The sequence below is a fragment of the Planctomycetaceae bacterium genome (assembly GCA_041398825.1).
Classification (GTDB): domain Bacteria; phylum Planctomycetota; class Planctomycetia; order Planctomycetales; family Planctomycetaceae; genus F1-80-MAGs062.
Window position 1 is genome coordinate 360034 of sequence record JAWKTX010000004.1, and the last position, 19283, is coordinate 379316.

A 19283-nucleotide genomic window follows, 5' to 3' on the forward strand; every position below is an offset into this window, starting at 1 on the left:
AATGATGGGTTATCGCTGAGTGTTGAAGCCTGTCAGTCGTTGTCGGCGATCCTAATGCTCAGCAACTGCACAACACGGCTGTCGAAGTGAATGAAAGTCCAGCGGCAAAAGAACTGGAGGATTACGGAATGGCAAGCAACAGGATCAAGAATGCGGTCATCGTATTCGCAGTTCTCGCACAAATCGCAAGTGTCAATCAGCTCTGTGCGACGGAAGTTTCCATTTCGGACACGCGATGGTTCATTGATGGAAAACCAACCAATGCAGGAACGCCGTGTGAAGGTTTGCTGATGAACGTGCGAATGGTCAACGCTACGTTCGAAGATCGGGGACGAAATGAATTCGACACTGAGCAGAATACGACCGAGTTCATTCAGCAGATCTCAAACTACGTTGAGCACGGAATCAATGCGTTCACGCTGAATCTGCAGGGAGGAATGCCGGGTTATGAAGGCGCTGTGAATTCGGCATTTGATACTGACGGATCACTTCGCAAAGAATATCTGAATCGGATTGAACGAGTGATCCGAGCCTGCGATGAGCATGGTGCCGTGGTGATTCTTGGACTGTACTATCAGCGACAGTCAAAGATCCTGCGTGACGAAGCCGCGGTGCGTGCCGGCGTAGTGAACGCAGTCCGTTGGGTTGACTCGACAGGATACAGGAACGTGGTCATCGAGATCGCAAACGAGTACCCACACGGCGGATTCGTACATTCCGTGATTCGCCGTCCGCAAGGGCAGGCGTCGCTACTGCGGCTGGCAAAACAGACGGCACCGAGACTACTGGTCACAGCCAGTGGTTATGGTGATGGCAAAGTGCATGACGACGTGGCGGAAGCCTGCGACTTCCTGACGCCGCACTGGAACGGCACGAAACCCCAGAATATCGCAGCCAGAGTCACCGCCCTGAAGCGTTTCGGCAAGCCGATTGTATGCAACGAAGACGATAAGACCGGAACCGATGCTGTAGCGGCTCTGAAGGCTTCGGTCAAAAACGGCTGTGGATACGGGCTGATGCTCAAAGATCACAACCAGACGTTTCCATTTCAATTCGCCGGAGCGTCCGATGATCCTGAGTTCTATGCAGCCCTGAAAACGCTGGCGAAAGGAACTGTGGCAAGTCCATCATCGAAACCTGCCGCTCGAGCTACGACGTACTTTCCTCCGGCGGAATCTCAGGGTGGCTGGCGATCCGTTGAGAACGACGACGAAATTGAAATTGTCGGTGGCATGGACAAACAGAAGATCGCCGCACTGCGACAATGGCTGATGGCATCAGATCATCGTCCGTTTGCCGCCGTCGTAATTCGTCACGGCACAATTGTGCTGCAGGTCGAACGCGGCAACAGTGCGGTGACGGACTCGCGGCGCGTAGCGTCTGTTTCGAAAGCAATCTGTTCCACAGTCCTGGCCATCGCTTCCGAACGCAGTCAGCAGGGACTGACTCCAGGAAAGATGACTTTCGACGATAAGGCCTTCGACTTCATCCCGTGGGCCCAACCGCTCAGCGACCCTCGCAAGGCCGACATCACTGTGAAGCAGCTCCTGAATCACACGTCCGGAATTTGTCCCGAAGCAACCGGAGCTCCGAACGATGGTTCGTGGGACTACGTGCTCGGACACAGTGGCGACGAGCGAACTGCAAAGCTTGCATTCACGCCCGGCACTGGCTGCGGCTATTCAACACACGGTCTGGTACACGCATCGCTTGTATGCGAAACCGTGACGGGCAAACCTTACGATGAATTCGCAATCGAGTCGCTGTTTAAGCCACTTGGAATCGAGCATTGGTGGTTTCAATATTACGACGGAGGTAACGTCGGACGAAAGCCGTCGCACGGGCTCGGAATGCCAGCTCGCGATCTGGCGAGAATCGGGTATTGCATGTTGCGGGACGGACGCTGGCGGGACAAACAGGTGATTCCAAAATGGTTTGTCGAACAGACCGGCCAGCCATCGCACAGCGTCACCACGCCGGAGCTCCGGTGGAAACTGAATCCGGCAGTTTTCACGCTCGGCTGGGAATTACCCGCGAATCATTATCCCGACAGCAACAAGCACATCAATGGCATCCCTGCCGACGCTCGTTACAAACCCGGCAGCGGCGGGCAACTTCTCGCCTTCGTCCCCAGCCTCGACCTCGTCATCGCCCGCCAAACCGGCGCCAGCGGACAGTGGGACTTCGAAGAGTACCTGCGCAGAGCGTGCGATACGGTCATCAATGATCGCCAGGAATAGGAGGTCCTTGTCGATGCCATTGATGCAGTTATCTCTCGTTCGACAAGAGGCTGCCTTCTGTTCCGGACCCAAAGTGAGATGAATGAGACGAAGTCGAATCGCGGCTGTGAGTTGCGAAACGCGGGTCTCCGGTTTGCGAAACGTCGGTACATTATGCGACGCGCCGGTTGACGTTTGTATCAGCCCACGTGACTCGTGTTCCTCAATAATTATCTGCGTATGGATATTGCGAGGAACTGAGAGTGACCATTCACCTCCTCATTCGCCCCCAAAATGGACTTCACTTCTGCAGGCAGAACGTCGAACTCGCCGTCGTTGACTTTGGTCATGGTCCCGCCAGCCCTCCGCCAGAGGCCAATCCGTTGCGGGCGAGCAGAGAGCTAATCGATGTCTGTGCTAACCTCACATACTCCTCAACTTCTTTCTTTGCCTGCTGCCGATCAAGATTGTCCAGCGGCTCCCAGTCGGCAAAGTGCTGAACGGCCTCCAGGACGTAGCGCCCGACTTTATCGCTCAATGCCACAAACCAGTACTCGAAGAATTGCCACAGCTGCCCCTGCAAGACAGGAAACGGGTGAGCAGATTCCAGCAATTGATGAAACCTGATGCAGAACTCCACGAATTTCTGAAAGCCGATGATCGACTTATCCAGGGTATTCCGTTTGCTTTCTGATTTGGTGATGGAATTCGCAAACTGATCTCTGTTCCTGATGACCCGAATCGTGTCTCGGATCTTGAAACCACCTCGCATCCCGTCATCAAGAAACCACTGAAACGTTTCTATTTCAGGATCATTACACATCCATGTGGCAAGTCCGATGAACACCGAAAACAAGTAGTACGCTTTCTCTCGAGAATCTTCCGCTCCGTTGGCACCAAACTGCACCTGAACGCCTTCACCAGTCTCCAAACGCCTTCGAAACAACTGAGGAAGCAATAGGGGGTAATGACGCTCGTAATAGAGCCGAACGGCCGGGTGACTGAGGTCCTGCAACGCGCGATTCTTGAGTTCATCTGGCAGCGGATCCGGTAATGACTGAAGTGCACCGGCAATTTCCAGAATGCTGTAGTACTCGAGAAGATAATCGAACCAGTCTCGCTCTCGAATCAGACTACCACGAACGTACCCCGGGGGCGCAGAATGGTGGCGAAGCTTGGTGTGTAAGTTGGGGCTGTCGGTGCGAATGCACTTGTCGACCATGACTGATGCAAGAGTCGCATTCGTGCGTTCATAAAAAATGTCCGTCAACTCCGCCAGTCGCAGTATTGATTCGCTTTTCTCGCCTTCAAAATTCATCGGAGGATGCTCCTTAATGCAATCAGTGGAGCTGGGAAGTAGCGTGTCGGTTTGCAGACGGACAGATGGTCTGCATCCCGAAACAATTCAGGGAACGCCGGAGGGGGATCCTGTTCAAAAGGCCGATTGATGACGACACGTTCTTTGTTCGCATGAACGACAAGATCAGCGATCACAGTGTCCCTGGCGGGATCCGCTAAAGCCGATGTTACTGCCGCCCTGAAATCCTGAAGAACCGATGAACCCTCAGCCAACTCATCCACGAGAGGCGAACTGTGCAGGAACCCAGCAACGAAAAACCTGAGGAATGGCATTCCGCTCGATCCCAGCCTAAGCATCGCTGCCGGGCGTGAGCCGTTGTGAGCCGGGGCAAACAGGGCCAGGCTTGTCTTGCCAACCCACGAGTCTTTCAACTGGACGGCCATCGCAAGTGCCCAGCGTGAAATGACCGCACCCAGTGAATGGGCGACAACAATGACTTCCTCGTACGTGTCCATCGCGGGCAATTCAGGTGGCCTGGACGTTTCGGTTTTTAAATCTGCCGGCGCACCAAATACGCCAGTCAGAAATGAACGCAAGTCTGTGGCCAGAAAATAGATCGTGCCGCGGAGTCCATCATAGCCGTAGAAGATCAGGTCATATCCTGCCGCCTTCTCTTCGTCGGACAGCAACCGATCGAATTCGGTCCACGTCCCGGTCGTGTTGCCACCATATCCGTGGACAAACAGAATCGCTTTCTTTCGCGGTGACTTGCTCCATTTGATGGAAACTTTTTCGTTCGCAATTAATGGCGTCAGGTCATAATGAAAACTCATGTGCGATCTCCTGAACTATGCACAGTTGTTCCTCGTCTCATCCGCCGGTAAACAATTCCACTTCGGCATTCAGGTCACCAAACTCGCCGTAGTTGACTTTCACCTGTCGTTGAGGTCGTGAGTGATGTGTTGGTCGCGGCGTGTTGCAGTTTACTGGCGAAAGTTTGCAGTTTCGGATGTTGCTTGAAAAGCTCGTCTCGCAGCTTTCCCTGCTTCTTAACTCACTTATGGGGAATTCGATCTTTCCTGTGTCGCCGCGTGTCTCTCGTGTATAAGCAGTACTCTTCAAACAAACGACGCATCGTTTTTCGGTGCAAGGTCCTTGCGCCCCCAGTGCTCCCGCATGATGCAGGCACGGCACCCAGTTTGCACAATCCCGCAACCCCCCTGTCCAAATCTGCCTCCATTTCGGCTATAGTCATGTATCGCCCGCATATTGACAAATCACTGGTGTTGCGTGTTATTCCGTGAATCGATTGCAAGGCTGTCAGAACGAACATGGCGTGTATAACGAAACCAAATCATGACCGCCTGGCACATGTCGTCTTTTGTGTTGGCTACTGTGCCTTCGTCACAGCCATGACGATCCCACGAGTCGGTGCGGACGAACAGAATCTGGCAACCGCGACTTTTGTCGTGGTCAGCGATGCCGGGGCTCATTTGCGTGGAGAGAGTACGGTCCCACTGTCCGACCAGCCCATCCAGTCCTGCTTTGTCTTCGTTCCGCCAACCGATGCACCCAACTTCAGCAAGTATCCGCAAATGCGGCGTTGGCTCGACACTCAACCCAGGCACAGCAACGCCAGGCGGCATCAGTTCCGACTGGAAGCCGGAGAAATCGTGCCGGCTGCTGCAGTATTTCGGGTGGGTGACTCTCTAGACCGATGGCTGAATTCAGAATTCCCACTCTCGCTGGAGATGTTATCGAATCCACCGATCGGCCCCGATCCAGCCGTCATTAGAAGCTATACGTTCGGTAAAACAGAGGTGCTTCCCATCAGGATCTCCGCAGTTGCTCAGACAGATGCAACCGCGCACGCTCTCGTCTTAGACCACGAATTTGGCGCGGCATCGGGCAAGGACGGCAGAGTTGTGATCTCTGGTCTGCCTACCGGGATCGACATTCCGATGCGAATCTCGCTACCCGCGGCGGCTGACCAAATCCACTTTCAAAGCGACACGCTGGCGATCGAGAGAAACGGTCGGTTTACGCTTCGGCTTGATGGCGATAAGCAATTCCGAATTGTTGCCTCTCCGGTTAAGGACCATCCACAGTCTGCACAAGTTGAGTCAAGTGTCTTGCCGAATTGCGTGCGAGTGAGCGGCACAGTGAAGGATGGAAGCCAATTGCTGCTCCAGCCAGCCACTGTGTCCATTGGACTGGGGCCATGTTCGGAAGCGTGCGAGATTACGGTGAAAGAAGCAATTGAAATCCTGACGAAGCATCCAACCGTCAACGAAGTCGAGCTGCTGGGATGGCCGATCGCCACGGCAGAATGTCAGGAACTGATGCGTGGCATCGCAAGCATGCCACATATTACACGGCTCACTTTAATGGACCTCCGGATCGACAAGTCGATACTGTCTCTTGCGGCCCGTAGTCCTCACCTTCGTGAACTAGCCATCGACGGCCGTTGCCGGTTTTCTGAGACAGATGAAGACGATTTCGCGTGGGTATTCGACTCGATCGCCCAGTCGGAGAATCTGGAGCGGCTTGAGATCAGCCGACACACCGAGTTGCGTTGTCACGAAGTTGGACGCCTCGAACGCATGCTACGGCTAAGGCACCTGGCTTTCGATGGCCCGGTCGATCAGCCCTGCTTGGAAGGCATCGCACGACTTCGCCGCCTGGTATCGCTTGAATTGCCCGACTACGACCCTTCAGTCAGTGGAATCAAGTATCTGGAGGGATTCAAGAACCTGCAGCACCTGACGTGTACATGGAGCGACGTGAGAAAGCCAATCGGGCGACTCGAGTTATCGGAATTGAATTCCCTCACGATTCTGGCTGATCCGCGTTTCGTCAATTGGGAGGCCATCCAGTCGTTGCCGAAGCTCGAGGCGGTTCATGTACAAGATCGCGGGCCACTTACGATCAAGAATGCGCTGGGTATGAAATTCATCCCAATTCCAATGGCTGTGCCTGGAAGTCAACCGACCAGGATTTACATGCAGGAGGCTGAAGTGACTTATGAACAATATCGAAAGTTCAAGTTCGCTGCGGGACTGACGACCACGCAGGCCGAATTGATTCCATCGGATCAGCCGTTGTTCCCACAGGACTTTGACTGTTGGGATGATGTCGCGAAATTTATCGCTCAGCTCAATCAATGGGACACAAAGTACACCTACCGGATGCCAACCGAGGATGAATGGGAGTTCGCGTGCACCGGCGGAGTCGGCGCACCACCGGTGTCACGGACGGTATGCGAAGATCGTGGAAACACGAATCGCTGGACGCGTCAGTCGGAACCAAACCCGTTCGGACTTCATAACATGCTGGGCGTCTACGGCGAGTACTGTTCCGATCTGTACAACCGAAATGACGATCCTTCGTTGCGTTTGATTGCTGAAGGAAAGAACGCGAGAGTCGTTCGCGGCATGCGTCAAAACGCAGACAAGCCTGGCTGCTATCGCTATTCGAGCGACTATCGTTTTCCGGTTGCCCCCGGTTGTGGGCAAACTCCTCATTTAGTGATTGGTGTTCGTCTGGTTCTGGAGCCAAAGAAATGACGGACATCGTCCAGTGAGAGTGACTGCGGAAACGGCCTGCAGATGAATGTGTAAAGGCTATCGTCCAGGCCCATGGACTTAATACCCTGGCACTCTTTGCAGATGTCACTCTGCGAATTCCGGCATGGCAAGGTACTTAAAGCACGGAACCCGTTGTTGTTACGGTTATTCGCCTGGTTCGTATTGCGGTTGGGCAAACGCACATTGGCTGCGTTATGGTTGAGCGAGCACAGCAACTGATACGTGTCGGCCTGGATCGCGTGACCACACCACCTCATAAGTCAACGCTGGATGTCAGGCAAAGAGATCGCTGCAGTTGTATAAGTAAGTTGAATTTGCATCATCCACCGCTCGAATCAATTTGGCGAGCCCTCGGCGTCAGCCGTGTGGGTGTGTTTCCATAACAACCGAACGTCACAGGTGTGAATATCATGTCGGGGACGTTTATCCCGCACAGCCGACGCTGTGGGTTCGCCGATGTCGAAATCGCCTCGAATCGCGTCCTTCAGACAAGCCGACCGCGTGTGAGACTCAGTTCTGGTACGGCGTTCACCCAGACGACGAGCGGGAATTCCTGGTCAATCGTGTATTGGATCGCGTTTAGGACTGCCTGGTCGTCTGCCAGTTTGCGTTTCGATCCGGACTTTGTCCATCGCTTGTCGAGCGGCACAGTTTGACCATTACGATTGAGCTTCCGACTGCCGTAACTTTTGAAATCTCCGAGCAGCTTTTCCGGGTCTGGATCACCAGAAACGCCGACAACAAGATGGCAATGATTGGCCATAATCGCGACGGCAAAGAGAATCCATCGACGGACTTCGGCTGTCACCAGAAATTGATCCATCAAGAGTTCCGCCTGGACTTTTGTAAGTCGAACCGAGGACGCTTTCTGAAGGGACGCGGCATGGGCTTCGAGTGCCCGGACATTCGCATCGTATTCAGTCCCTGGGAGGTTGTGCCGCACGGTCGTGCCGTCATCGCGTTTGATGTCGCTGACAAATCCCCTTTGATCCCCCGGCAACCACGTGCCGTATGTTGTCCATGTCAGAAACCAGTACCGATCGCAATGCATGACAAAAAACCTCTGGGAAGTCCCCCAACGCGGCGAGCCCACGGCGTCAGCCGTGCAGGTCCAATCTCTTGTAGATTTCGAAACGAGAATCCTCCCAGATCACCGGCAAGTGCGCTCAAACCCCACAGCTTACGCTGTGGGCTCGCCGATGTGAGAGTGATCTTCACAATCGAAACAGCAAAGGAAACCACCCCTGAAATAAAAATGGTTCTTGTCCAGTCGCAAACCCGGCGAGCCCACGGCGTCAGCCGTGCGGGTGTGTTGTTCTGTCAGTTTCGGAACGAGGATACGCTCAGGTAACCTGCAGGGACGTAAACCCCACAGCTTACGCTGTGGGCTCGCCGATGTGAGTGTGATCATCACAATCGAAACAGCAAAGGAAACCAACCCTGAACCGAGAATGGTTCTTGTCCAGTCGTAAGCCAGGCGAGCCCACGGCGTCAGCCGTGCGGGTTCGAATTTCTGTCAGTTTCGGAACCACGAGACACCACAGGTGATCTACAAGACCCCTGACCCCACAGCTTACGCTGTGGGCTCGCCGGGCGCGTGGTCGTAATAAGTTTTCGAGATCACCACCATTGATTCGCCGTTTCTAACTCTTTGCCCCTTTTAGCTTTTCTCATACCTCGTCGGCAATTCAAAGTTGTTAGGGGAAATCTGTAGATTCAAGGTGTTTTCCAGGGGAGCCGCTGAAGTTCGAGTCGAAGTTGGAATGATGCGCGCACAGACTGCATGTTGGTCGTAGCGACATCGGAGCGGCTTGGCGGTTTTAGCATTGCACGTCTTCCTGCATGCCACGCTACCGGGTCAAGGGCGAAGCCCTTGTCAGGCAAACAGTTCGTTCACGACCTTGCCGCCTTCAGGTCCTGTGAGTCGGTGGTCGCGGCCTTCGTGCCAGAACGTCAGATCATTAGCTGGCAAGCCCAGGGCGTGCAGGATAGTCGCGTGCAGATCTCGAAAATGCACTTTGCCTTCGACGGCTCGATCGCCTGTGTTGCTGGTCTTTCCGTGAACATGGCCTTTCCTCACCCCACCACCGGCCAGCCAGAACGTGAAGCCGTTTGAATTATGGCCGGTTTCATCTTTGCCGTCGTTGGGAGTTAATCCGGGCCGCCCAAATTCGCCCCCCCAAACTACAAGCGTGTCTTCCAGAAGTCCGCGTTGATCAAGGTCCTGCAATAATGCAGCGATTGGCGCATCAACCGTATCGCAATTCGCCTTCAGGTCGCGACGATGGTTCTTGTGCTGGTCCCAACCGCCGTGATTCACTTCAATAAACCGAACACCGGCTTCTGCAAAGCGTCGTGCCAAAAGGCACTGGCGACCGAAGTCGGTTGGACGACACGTGCCAATCTGCAGTTTCCTGCCAACGCGATACTGTTCGAGAGTGTCCTGCGTTTCATCCGACAGGTCCAGAAGTTCCGGAGCCGACACCTGCATGCGGAAGCCGAGTTCCATGGACTGAATCACGCTGTCCAGCTTGTCATCACCGCGTCGTTCACCCAGGTGCCTTCGGTTCAGCGCTTGTACAAAATCCAGTTGTCGGCGTTTGGCAGCCAGTGGCAAATGATCGCTGCCAACATTGCTGATGGTGGCGGCTGACATGTCTTCGCCGTTGACTCCGATTGGCGTACCGTTGTAAATCGAAGGCAGGAAAGCACTCGTATAGATCGAGCTCTTCGATGTGTTCAGACTAACAAATCCGGGCAGGTTCTGATTTTCCGTTCCTAAACCATAGTTGATCCATGAACCAAGACTTGGACGCTTGCGAAGACGCTCGCCGGTATGCAGCTGCAAAAACGATTGAGCGTGAATGCCCGTGTCTGCGTACATGCCGTTGATCACGCAAAGTTTGTCGGCATGTCTGGCGGTTTCGGGCATCAGCTCCGAAATCCAGAGGCCGCTGTCGCCATGTTGACGAAAGCGGGCAACGGAACCGGGGTGCGGCTTTTTGCCCGTTTGCGGCTTATAGTCGAAGGTGTCCATCTGAGCGGGCCCGCCGCTCATGCAAAGAAAGATCACTCGCTTCGCAGTCGCTGGCAGTCGAGGTGTTTGTGGAGCCAGATTGCCTTGTCCGGCGGCTGAGGCTTGCCCCGTGGCCGACGCTAACCCCGTGGCAAATGCTTGCTGTGCACAAAGGCCCTGAAGAGCCAGAAAGCCAAAACCGCAGCTTGCAGATTGCAACATGCTTCGTCGTGAGTGATTCATGGTCATCAATCTCAATCCACGTAACGGAATTCATTCGTGATCAGCAACGCCTGACATAGACTTGCCCATGCCCGTTCTTCTGAGCCCAATTCATTTTGTGTCAGACGCAGAAATTCATCGGCCAGCTGAAGTTCTTCCGGCGTCGCATTGCGACCCAAAGCCCGCTGCCACGCAAGACGGATTCGGTCGTAGTTGTCTACTTCCGTTTTCGTCACAACAGCGGCCAGATGTTGAGACTGCTCAATCACAAACGGATTGTTGTACAGATGCAGTGCCTGGTTAGGCACGGTACTGACATCTCTTTTTCCGATTACGGCTGTGAAATCGGGCAAATCAAATGCTGCAAGTTCCGGCGGTGGCGAGCTTCGCAGATAGCACAAATACACGCTGCGGTGATGACTGGGTTCATGCAGATTACCGGCAAGGTTGACCAGAATGTCTCGGTGCCGAACAATCGAGCCATCTGCGGGATTTAAGTCCAGCTGTCCGCTGGCTTTCAGGATGCTGTCCCGCAGCGTTTCGGCATCCATTCTCCGGCGCACATGCCGCGTCAGCAACGCGTTGGCTGCGTCGGCTTTGAGCAGCGTTTCATCCGTATCGCTGCTCAGTTGATAGGTTCGGCTGAGCACGATGTTTCGAATCATCGTCTTCATCGACCAGCGTTCGCTGACAAATCGTATGGCAAGATGGTCCAGTAGCTCTGGATGAGTTGGACGTTCGCCGTAAACTCCGAAATCGTTGGGCGTGCGAACAATGCCTTCACCAAGCAGATGCTGCCAGATTCGATTGACCATCACTCGTGCGGTGAGTGGATGGTCCCCGCGAGTTAACCACTGAGCCAATTCAAGACGTCCGCTCTGCTGTGGATTGATCGCAGGAATATCAGCCGACTCGAGCCGACATGCTGTCAGAAAACCGCGAGGCACAGCGTCGCCCAGTTTCTTAGCTTCGCCTTTGATATTCAGTTTGCAGTCTGCTGGCTTCTCTGAATCACGAACTCCCATTGCCAATGGCGTTCCAACGGGCCACTTCGACTTTGGAATCGGCTTTGAAATTCCAGTGTTGGATTCCAGCACAAGCACCGTTTCAACAAAATCTTTGGGCGGCGGCACATGGGCGGCCGCTTTGAGAACGTGCAGATCCGTTTTCGGAGCCGTGAGGCCTTCATTTGCAGCAGAGCCCCACATCGTTTCAGAACTGGTGAAGATTCCGGCGATGGCGTAATAGTCGCGAGTCGGCACGGGATCGAATTTGTGATCGTGGCAGCGTGCGCAGGCCACACTGATTCCCATGACTCCGCTGCCAATGACATCGATTTGGTCAGCCACAACGTCCATGTCGAAGTTGTCATTCATCGCTTTGGCAGGTTTGGCGGCCATTGCCAGAAAACCGGTGGCAATCACATGTCGATCGTGCTCAGCATCAGTCTCCGCAGGTAACAGGTCACCGGCGATCTGTTCGATCAGAAATCGATCGTATGGTGTGTCAGAATTGAACGCCTCAATCACGTAGTCTCGATACCGCCACGCATGAGGAAACGTAGGATTGCGACCAAGTCCATCGTTGCCGTTTGATTCTCCATAGCGGGCAACATCCAGCCAGTGTCGCCCCCAGCGTTCGCCATACTGTGGACTCGCCAGAAGTTGATCGACAAGTTCTTCAGTGGCCTTTTCACCATGCTGTTCATAGGCTGTCACAAATTCGTCAATGTCTTCAAACGACGGAGGAAGTCCCGTCAGGTCAATGTAAAGACGCCGCACGAGCGTTCGTGGAGCGGCATCCTGATTGGGTGTTAAGCCAGCAGCTTCGATTTTTGCCAGCACGAAGTTATCCAGCGAATTTCGCAACCATGCGTTGTCCTTTACGTCTGGTATTGTTGGATTCTTTGCGGGTTCGAATGCCCACAACGCTTCCGCATCATGGGCGGCAGCTTCCTTTGCCATGGCTTCCGTCGTGCGAGGATCCGGTGCGCCTCGTGTGATCCATTCCGCAAAATCGTTGATGACTGCTTCCGGTAGCGGCTCTTCAGGAGGCATCTGAATGCCATCGTAACGGAGCGCCTGCATCAGCAAACTCTCGTCGGGCTGCCCGGCCACGAAAACCGTTCCAGCTTCGCCGCCCTGCAGTAAACCATCGCGGCTGTCGAGCAAGAGTTTCCCGCCGACTTCCTTCGAACCTGCGGAATGGCATTCATAACAATGCTTGACTAACGCCGGTCGAATTTTAGTTTCAAAAAATTGCACATCAGCTGCTGTTAACTGAGGCTCATCACCAGCACAGGCCTGACTGAACATCAGGGTGGAGACAACCAGAAAAATTGTCTTTGTGGCAACTTGCATCGGGTGGTCAACACGTGGAAGGAAAATTGGCGGGCTCAGATTATTGCCAAAACTGGAACCAAAAGTAAACCTGTTACCGGGGATTCAGGTAAATCTGGATACCATCCCCCAGTGCAGCATCAGCCTCGAAACTGCTGATGACTTAGCTGCTGCAATCGCGGCGTCTTGATGAGAGGCGGCTGCGTTGAAAGGTCGAGGCAGAGGACCGAAGCTGTGTCCGCAGGCTTGGATTGCCGGACGTTCCGGTGACAGTGCGGCGTTTGAAAAGCATCTGACCAAATCGATTCAGCATTTTGAGAAAACGGCAATCGCCCCCCACCTGCCACAGGATGTGATCGCCCTTTCCCCATCGCCGATGAAGACAACGACCTGAAACTCGTAATGCTCAACTGAGGGCTGCAGAATAGAAATGCATTCAAAACCGGGACTGACTTTGACATGCGTCAGGGCCACCCGAAGTCTGTTTTCGTCTAACACGCCCGTCGCCGCAAAGACAATGGACAGGATGACAGGATCAACAGGATGCCTGACTGAAGTTTCAGCATTCTCCTGTCAATCCTGTGATCCCGTCCCAATACAAATCTCGGGGGAGAGAGCCCTCGGCAAGGCAGCGTACTTTGACGCGGGTTCGAACAGCCGCTCGGAGGAGAAATGGTCGCTGAGGTGCAGATCGCTGTTCGGATGCGGGAAGTCCGTTCAGACTTTTTTCGAGCACGGGGGACAATCGCAAAGTGAATGGACAGGATGACAGGATCAACAGGATGCCTGACTGAAGTTTCAGCATTCTCCTGTCAATCCTGTGATCCCGTCCCAATACAAACCTTGGGGAGAGAGCCTGGGTAAGGCAGCGTACTTTGACGCGGGTTCGAACAGCCGCTCGGAGCAGAAATGGTCGCTCCGTTGGTCGCTGAGGTGCAGGTCGCAACCTCGGCACAAATCGTCTCGGCTGAATCTTGCCACCCCGTGTCTCAGCCTCTCAGGTCATTCGATCTGGGAGGACCTTTAAGGCATTAGCAATGCCTTTGATGGGGGCCCATTCTACTGTCCGAATCAGAAGGAAGAGGCCATTGCCGATTGTTTACCCAGGGAACAAGTCGGCTCCGAGTCCCCGCGGTCTGGTTTAACTTAGCAGCCTATTGAAGAACGGGACTGGCTCGAGCAGGAGACCTTAAAACACAATGGTTTCCCGTAGTCCTGTGTGCCGTCCCGATTTTTCAACGGACAGCGGCGATCTGCTTCACTTCGTGGTCGGCTTATGTAGCTCGTCACAGAGACTCAGGGCTTTCAACGCTTCGGCCGTCGCGATGTATGTGGTGAAGTGATAGTTGCCACGATACAGCGAATGCATCCACCAGCGGCCGCTTTCTCGCTGTTCGCGTTTGAGCCACGTGAGGCCGCGTTGAATGCGATCATCCGACGCGGCCACTCCGCTCTGTCGCAACAGAACGACAGCCAGTGCGGTCATGTACGCATCGCTTTCCGGGGAGGCAGCATCAGGAAGGCTGGTGATAAGATTGACGACCGTGTCGCTCATCTCAAAGTGCCAGTCATTCACGGCCGACAGATCACGAGTACTCCAGCCGCCGTCTTCGTGCTGCCTGGCTGTCAAAATCGCCATCGCAGCCTGCCGCTCGTCTTCCGAAACAACATCCGGCAGATATGACGCCAACTGAAGTTTCAGGATGCGATCAAAGTCGTTCGCCGGTTCTGCCGTGCTGAACCACTCTTTCAATCGATCGACTCGCGCACGCAGGTCCTGATCGGATAGTTTGTCGAGCCACCCCGGAGCCGCGGTGATCGCACGCGCTGCCTGCAGCGACAGTTCAAAATCTGTTGTGATATGCGGAATCTCGACCTCACCGTGTGTCACAAACGAACCGTCTTCGGATTGATGCGCAAACATATCGCGCAGTGCACGATCCGTCGGTTCGGTGGTCGATTCGCTCAGATGCTGATCCCACACGGCCAGACCGAGAGCTCGCCAGACGGAAGTAAATGTACCGGGATAATAAACGTGTCCGTTCTTATCCGTCGGGGTGAGGGTCGTTATCTCTTTCGGAACGGATTGTGCAAAGTTGTCTCGAACCTCCTGACTAGGCGGACCGAACAGAGGGCTCAATGCAGGACGCTCTGTCATGTACGGCCCCGTCGTGTGGCAGTTGACGCACGTTCTCTCCCGCACCCAGCTGACGGCACCGTCTTCCAGATAGGCGACCGCTGCTTTCACCGATGTCTCACCAAACGAAGTTACTCGCGGTTCGTCGGCGGAAGGAATCGGCACACGGATATCCCCCGATTCATACTGAAACTCCAGCGCCCGCTTCTGCTGTGCGTGCACAGGATTTTCCAATGAAATCCCGATCCACAACGCGACACCCAGAACGCTGATTCGTCGCACAGAAAAAGGATACCGTCGCGCTTCACTCACCATGAGGGTCTCCGGCAAAGGATCATGTCGATCATCCATACTGAATACAAAGTCGATGTCAGTCAGCTTTGAAGTCACCCCGAAAACGAACGGCGACCGCACCAATGAGCTTACGCGAGCGAACGAGAAAAAAACACCAGCTCGACCCCTAAGAGACACAAGAAAGAAAACCACAATTCAGAATTGACAACAGAAAACGGAGAAAACGGGGTCAGGTCTCTTTGCTTTGCGTTTCTACTGTTGTCCTGCTAGACTTTCGCCATGGCACGCACGAAACGCATTTGTCCGGCTGGTGAAGTCTTCCACGTTCTGAATCGAGCGGTGGCTCGGCTGACGATTTTTGAAAAGCCCGAAGACTATGCCGCATTCATGTGCGTTGTGCAGGAAACGTGGGAAATCGTGCCACTTCCAATTTATGCGATGGTGGCAATGCCGAATCACTGGCATTTTGTGGTCCGGCCCGAGACCAGCGATCAGGTCAGTGAGTTCTTCCGTCGACTGACTGTCATGCACACGATGCGCTGGCATGCTCAATACAAGACCGGCGGGACCGGCCATTTGTATCAGGGGCGTTTCAAGTCGTTTCCTATCCAGTCAGACCGACATCTGCTGACAGTCATGAGATACGTCGAACGGAATCCCGTACGAGCCAAATTGATTGACCTCGCCGAAGAATGGCAATGGGGTTCCGCTCATGCTCGCCGAGGACCTGCAGACGAACGTCGATGGCTGGCGATTCCCGATGATCCCCCATTGCCGCGTAACTGGCGTTCATGGGTGAACAAGGTCGAGACGGAGGCTGAGTTGAACGCACTTCGCATCAGCGTGAAACGCGGCCTGCCGTTTGGCGATAATCGATGGACAAAAAGCTGCGCCCTTCGTCTCGGGCTCGAATCCACAACTCGCCCAAGGGGAAGACCAAAGAAAGAGACCTGACCTCTTTGCCACTTCTTGATATTGGGCGACAATTACGTTAAGCAGAAGTTGCAAAGACAATCCGTAATTCCCAGAAATCTCTGCTGAGTTGCATCGAAGGGGGCGCAGCCAGATGTCCGACCTGTCGATCCGCTTGTCAACCATTATTCAGAATCCCCAAGGCATTAGTGATCTGGAACTAATGAAAGCCTGGAGCTTGGCAGTGAACCAGGGAGTGGCAGAGAGCGTCCGAAATACTGAACGGTCTCTGGTTCTTTCGTGTCTCCAAAGAATGTCAAGAACCCAATGCGGGTTCGAAAATCCAATCTGCATTTCAAGTAGTTGGGGGATTCTGAACGTGGTCCATCTTCAGGGCTTAACACGCATGTGGACCAACGAGGACTGCAGGGTGATTGCCAACACTGTCGGTGGGCCGAATTTGCCACTCGCCACTGCAACGATTCGTGCTCTTATGTGCGAACTCCGACCTCTGTTTCCTTACGCAATGCCACAACTGCAACAAATCTGCATCGGTCCGCGCGTCCTCATAAAGTATGGCGACAAGAAGTTGTTTCCTTTACGCGGACTTGCATATTTGTGCTGCCTGGTGAACGAAGCCTCCATAGTAGTTGGGGATGCGATTCGAATGGAATCTCGAGACATCGTAGGTATCTGGCGAGATTCGAACGGAGTCGAAAGAGACTTGCTCCGTAAATGTGAAGATCTGCTTCGGAATAGTCCTTAAGTGTTATGTTTTTTTTGATTTTGAGTTTTTGGCCGAACTGAGAATGCAGAGATTTCGGTCTGGACACGTGCGAAGAAAGTGAGGGAGGATTAAAACGGGTCAGGACTCTTTTCTTGCGTTGCGGAGACGTTTTTGACTATGGGCGAATGAAGTCGCGAGTTGGCAGAGTGGAATCGATATGTGCGTCGTGTGCGTCGGCATATTGAAGAAAGGAAAATTCCAGCTCTGCGGCCCACGCGTTCAGTATGAAGTGGTCGAAAGCACTGCGTCCCGGTTCTGCTCGACCGGCGAGGGTGTTTCCGGTGGAGTGAGAAACGGCCTGGCGGCCCCCCAGGGAGGTGGTTTGCTGGAAGCACTATTGCTTCCCGACGGCTTCGCTGAGGAACGACCGAACGGCATCCGACATCCGAGGTCAATCAAAAACACCTGCCCCGTTTGCCGACCCCTGAACCCGTTTGCCCCCCGTTTGCCGACCCCTGAACCCGTTTGCCCCCCGTTGGCCGACCCTTCAACCCTGTTCTTCTTCGATCTCCCTGAGCTTGTAGATCAGGGCTCGGCGGCTGATGCCCAGTTTTTTGGCGGAGTGGGTACGATTGCCGTCGCATTCCTGCAGCGTGGCCAGGATGGTGGCTCTTTCCACCTGGGACAGGCGACCGGTGTCGGGCGGGGCGTCGCTGATTTTCACCGCGATATTGGCGGGAAGATGTTCGGGCATGATCACGTCGCCCTGGCACAGCAGGCACGCTCGCTGAATGGCGTTCCGCAGCTCTCGCACGTTTCCGGTCCACGCGTGAGTCAGCATGGCCTGCGATGCCTGTGGAGACAGCCGTACCTGGCGATTGGCAAACTGACTCGCGAAATGCCTGGCCAGCGGAAGGATATCTTCGCCCGGTCGGTCAGCGGCGGCACGATCAGTTCCACGACGTTAATGCGGTAATACAGATCTTCTTGAAACCGGCCTTCGTTGACTTCATCCAGCAGATTTCGATTGGTCGCTGCAATCAGACGTGTGTCGACCTTCACAGAACGATCGTCACCGACGGGCGTGACCTGTTTTGGCCTCGTTGCTCGCAGCGGTTTTGGCTGCATCTCCAGCGGCATCTCACCGATCTCGTCCAGGAAACAAACTGCCGCCGCTTGCCGTTCGAAACAGGCCCATGCGTTCTGCAAAGCCCGGTAAAAGCCCCTTCTTGCTGACCAAACAGCTCGCGCTTTCAATTAGTGTCGCTGTCAGGCCGGCAAGTTGGTCGCCACCAGAGAATGCGACGCTCGCTGAGCTCCATTGATGAATCAGCAAAGGCAATCCAGTTCTTTGCCAACTCCTGGGCCCCTGAATCAAAATCGCGGCATCCGAAGGCGCGACGACGGCGGTGTTTCGAGCAGTTGCCGCATCGCGCGGCTCGAAGACGAAGTCAGCCGGCACTTCCGGCGGCGGCTTTCCCAGGCTGCTGTTAACGCACCCGAGGTCAATTCCAGGGCATCAAAGACGACCGTTTTCAATTCATTCAGCAGATCAATGGGTTTGACGGGTAATCGTCTGCTCCACTTTTTGACGGCGGCCACCGCCTGCCGCCTGTAGCATAGGCGGTGATCAGGATGACCGGAGTCGACGGAAGCTGTTCTCGAAGTTGTGGTAACGCGTCGATGCCACTGATCCCGGGCAAACGCACATCCAGCAAAATCCTTGTCCGGAGCCTGCGATGCGATGAGTGTCAGCATCTGTTCTGCCAGACGGCGCTCAACGATCGTGAATCAAGGTCTGGAAGAACCCCCGATCAGCTTTCGCTGAGACGGTTCATCATCGACAATCATCAGGACATGATTCGTGGCGGCAGTCTTCATGTTAATTTCTGTTCTCTTGTCAATTCACGGCGTCGTATGGCGACGCCTGCTTCTCTTACAGCCGCAGCGACTTCGCTGCACTGCGGATTCCGTCGATCCAGAAGATTGCTCCTGCCAGGTTCCCCGATTTGTAGCCGACGGTCCAGTCATGAGCGACCGCAATGCGACGAACCAATCGATAAACCCAGACCGGTTCCGCCCGGACGTTTCGTCACGTAAGGTTCAAACAGCGAATCAATGATTTCGTCAGCCGCACCAGTCCCTGATCTGAAACTTCCAGGCGAAACATTCCCCACTTGCCCGGACTTCGACAGCGATACCGCAATGGAACTTCCTTCCGGCGCGAAGGCGATGGCGTTTTGCAGCAGGTTGAACAGTACCTGTCGTAACTGGTCTCGATCAGCCAGAACGGTTGTCGGATCATTCAGACCGGAGGTTTCCAGCACCAGGTTGCGAGCGTCCAGATCCGACTGAAGCAGCGTCTGCAGTTCCTGGAGTAGTTCTCCGACCGCGACCGGTTGAACGCTGGCTTCCGCCTGTCGAGCAAACGCCAGGGTACTGGTTGATTCTTGCAGTGACGCGGTCACACTCTTCCAGCACCGCTTCCGCCTGTTCCTGTTGATCGTCGCTGGGCAGGCCCGGCACCACC

General features: G+C 54.5%; 14 protein-coding genes. 4 read left to right on the forward strand and 10 right to left on the reverse strand.

Annotated features, from left to right (window positions below; genetic code table 11):
* Positions 1-128: 128 nt before the first annotated feature.
* On the forward strand, positions 129-2240 hold the full coding sequence (locus tag R3C20_09730) for a serine hydrolase (GenBank protein MEZ6040776.1): 2112 nt from the start codon (positions 129-131) through the stop codon (positions 2238-2240).
* Between the two features lie 325 nt (positions 2241-2565).
* Here the strand turns inward: R3C20_09730 and R3C20_09735 are convergent, their stop codons facing one another.
* The gene (locus tag R3C20_09735) at positions 2566-3537 is read right to left on the reverse strand and encodes a hypothetical protein (protein MEZ6040777.1); all 972 of its coding nucleotides are present in this window, start codon (positions 3535-3537) and stop codon (positions 2566-2568) included.
* On the reverse strand, positions 3534-4352 hold the full coding sequence (locus tag R3C20_09740) for an alpha/beta hydrolase (protein ID MEZ6040778.1): 819 nt from the start codon (positions 4350-4352) through the stop codon (positions 3534-3536). The genes R3C20_09735 and R3C20_09740 overlap by 4 nt, the downstream gene beginning before the upstream one ends.
* A gap of 579 nt (positions 4353-4931) precedes the next feature.
* Here R3C20_09740 and R3C20_09745 point away from each other — a divergent pair.
* A complete protein-coding gene (locus tag R3C20_09745) occupies positions 4932-7085 on the forward strand; it encodes an SUMF1/EgtB/PvdO family nonheme iron enzyme (GenBank protein ID MEZ6040779.1) in 2154 nt (717 codons plus the stop codon).
* A gap of 505 nt (positions 7086-7590) precedes the next feature.
* Here the strand turns inward: R3C20_09745 and R3C20_09750 are convergent.
* The 4 genes from R3C20_09750 to R3C20_09765 form a co-directional block, all read right to left on the reverse strand.
* A complete protein-coding gene (locus R3C20_09750) occupies positions 7591-8157 on the reverse strand; it encodes a hypothetical protein (GenBank protein ID MEZ6040780.1) in 567 nt (188 codons plus the stop codon).
* 825 nt (positions 8158-8982) lie between these two features.
* Positions 8983-10365, reverse strand: coding sequence for a DUF1501 domain-containing protein (locus R3C20_09755; GenBank protein MEZ6040781.1), 1383 nt, complete (start codon positions 10363-10365; stop codon positions 8983-8985).
* A gap of 11 nt (positions 10366-10376) precedes the next feature.
* A complete protein-coding gene (locus R3C20_09760) occupies positions 10377-12704 on the reverse strand; it encodes a PSD1 and planctomycete cytochrome C domain-containing protein (GenBank protein MEZ6040782.1) in 2328 nt (775 codons plus the stop codon).
* 1237 nt (positions 12705-13941) lie between these two features.
* Positions 13942-15234, reverse strand: coding sequence for a prenyltransferase/squalene oxidase repeat-containing protein (locus R3C20_09765; GenBank protein MEZ6040783.1), 1293 nt, complete (start codon positions 15232-15234; stop codon positions 13942-13944).
* A 159-nt stretch (positions 15235-15393) separates the two neighbouring features.
* Here R3C20_09765 and R3C20_09770 point away from each other — a divergent pair, with 159 nt between their 5' ends.
* Both R3C20_09770 and R3C20_09775 read left to right on the forward strand, forming a co-directional pair.
* Positions 15394-16068 (forward strand): transposase, encoded by a 675-nt coding sequence (locus R3C20_09770; protein ID MEZ6040784.1) that lies wholly within the window; start codon positions 15394-15396, stop codon positions 16066-16068.
* A gap of 364 nt (positions 16069-16432) precedes the next feature.
* The gene (locus R3C20_09775; protein ID MEZ6040785.1) at positions 16433-16792 is read left to right on the forward strand and encodes a hypothetical protein; all 360 of its coding nucleotides are present in this window, start codon (positions 16433-16435) and stop codon (positions 16790-16792) included.
* A 508-nt stretch (positions 16793-17300) separates the two neighbouring features.
* Here the strand turns inward: R3C20_09775 and R3C20_09780 are convergent.
* The 4 genes from R3C20_09780 to R3C20_09795 form a co-directional block, all read right to left on the reverse strand.
* Positions 17301-17507 carry a helix-turn-helix domain-containing protein gene (locus R3C20_09780; protein MEZ6040786.1) on the reverse strand — a complete coding sequence of 69 codons (207 nt, stop codon included), beginning with the start codon at positions 17505-17507 and terminating at the stop codon, positions 17301-17303.
* A gap of 80 nt (positions 17508-17587) precedes the next feature.
* Positions 17588-18010: a sigma 54-interacting transcriptional regulator gene (locus R3C20_09785; GenBank protein ID MEZ6040787.1), complete on the reverse strand. Its 423-nt coding sequence runs from the start codon at positions 18008-18010 to the stop codon at positions 17588-17590.
* Between the two features lie 117 nt (positions 18011-18127).
* Positions 18128-18511, reverse strand: a complete 384-nt coding sequence (locus R3C20_09790; protein MEZ6040788.1) for a hypothetical protein — start codon at positions 18509-18511, stop codon at positions 18128-18130.
* A gap of 269 nt (positions 18512-18780) precedes the next feature.
* Positions 18781-19221, reverse strand: a complete 441-nt coding sequence (locus tag R3C20_09795) for an ATP-binding protein (protein MEZ6040789.1) — start codon at positions 19219-19221, stop codon at positions 18781-18783.
* Between the last annotated feature and the right edge of the window lie 62 nt (positions 19222-19283).

Bases quoted from the DNA above. Each gene is read 5' to 3' on its own strand.
- R3C20_09730 (MEZ6040776.1), top strand. From the start codon at position 129: ATGGCAAGCAACAGGATCAAGAATGCGGTCATCGTATTCGCAGTTCTC.
- R3C20_09735 (MEZ6040777.1), bottom strand. From the start codon at position 3,537: ATGAATTTTGAAGGCGAGAAAAGCGAATCAATACTGCGACTGGCGGAG.
- R3C20_09740 (MEZ6040778.1), bottom strand. From the start codon at position 4,352: ATGAGTTTTCATTATGACCTGACGCCATTAATTGCGAACGAAAAAGTT.
- R3C20_09745 (MEZ6040779.1), top strand. From the start codon at position 4,932: ATGACGATCCCACGAGTCGGTGCGGACGAACAGAATCTGGCAACCGCG.
- R3C20_09750 (MEZ6040780.1), bottom strand. From the start codon at position 8,157: ATGCATTGCGATCGGTACTGGTTTCTGACATGGACAACATACGGCACG.
- R3C20_09755 (MEZ6040781.1), bottom strand. From the start codon at position 10,365: ATGAATCACTCACGACGAAGCATGTTGCAATCTGCAAGCTGCGGTTTT.
- R3C20_09760 (MEZ6040782.1), bottom strand. From the start codon at position 12,704: ATGCAAGTTGCCACAAAGACAATTTTTCTGGTTGTCTCCACCCTGATG.
- R3C20_09770 (MEZ6040784.1), top strand. From the start codon at position 15,394: ATGGCACGCACGAAACGCATTTGTCCGGCTGGTGAAGTCTTCCACGTT.
- R3C20_09775 (MEZ6040785.1), top strand. From the start codon at position 16,433: ATGTGGACCAACGAGGACTGCAGGGTGATTGCCAACACTGTCGGTGGG.
- R3C20_09780 (MEZ6040786.1), bottom strand. From the start codon at position 17,507: ATGCCCGAACATCTTCCCGCCAATATCGCGGTGAAAATCAGCGACGCC.
- R3C20_09790 (MEZ6040788.1), bottom strand. From the start codon at position 18,511: ATGCTGACACTCATCGCATCGCAGGCTCCGGACAAGGATTTTGCTGGA.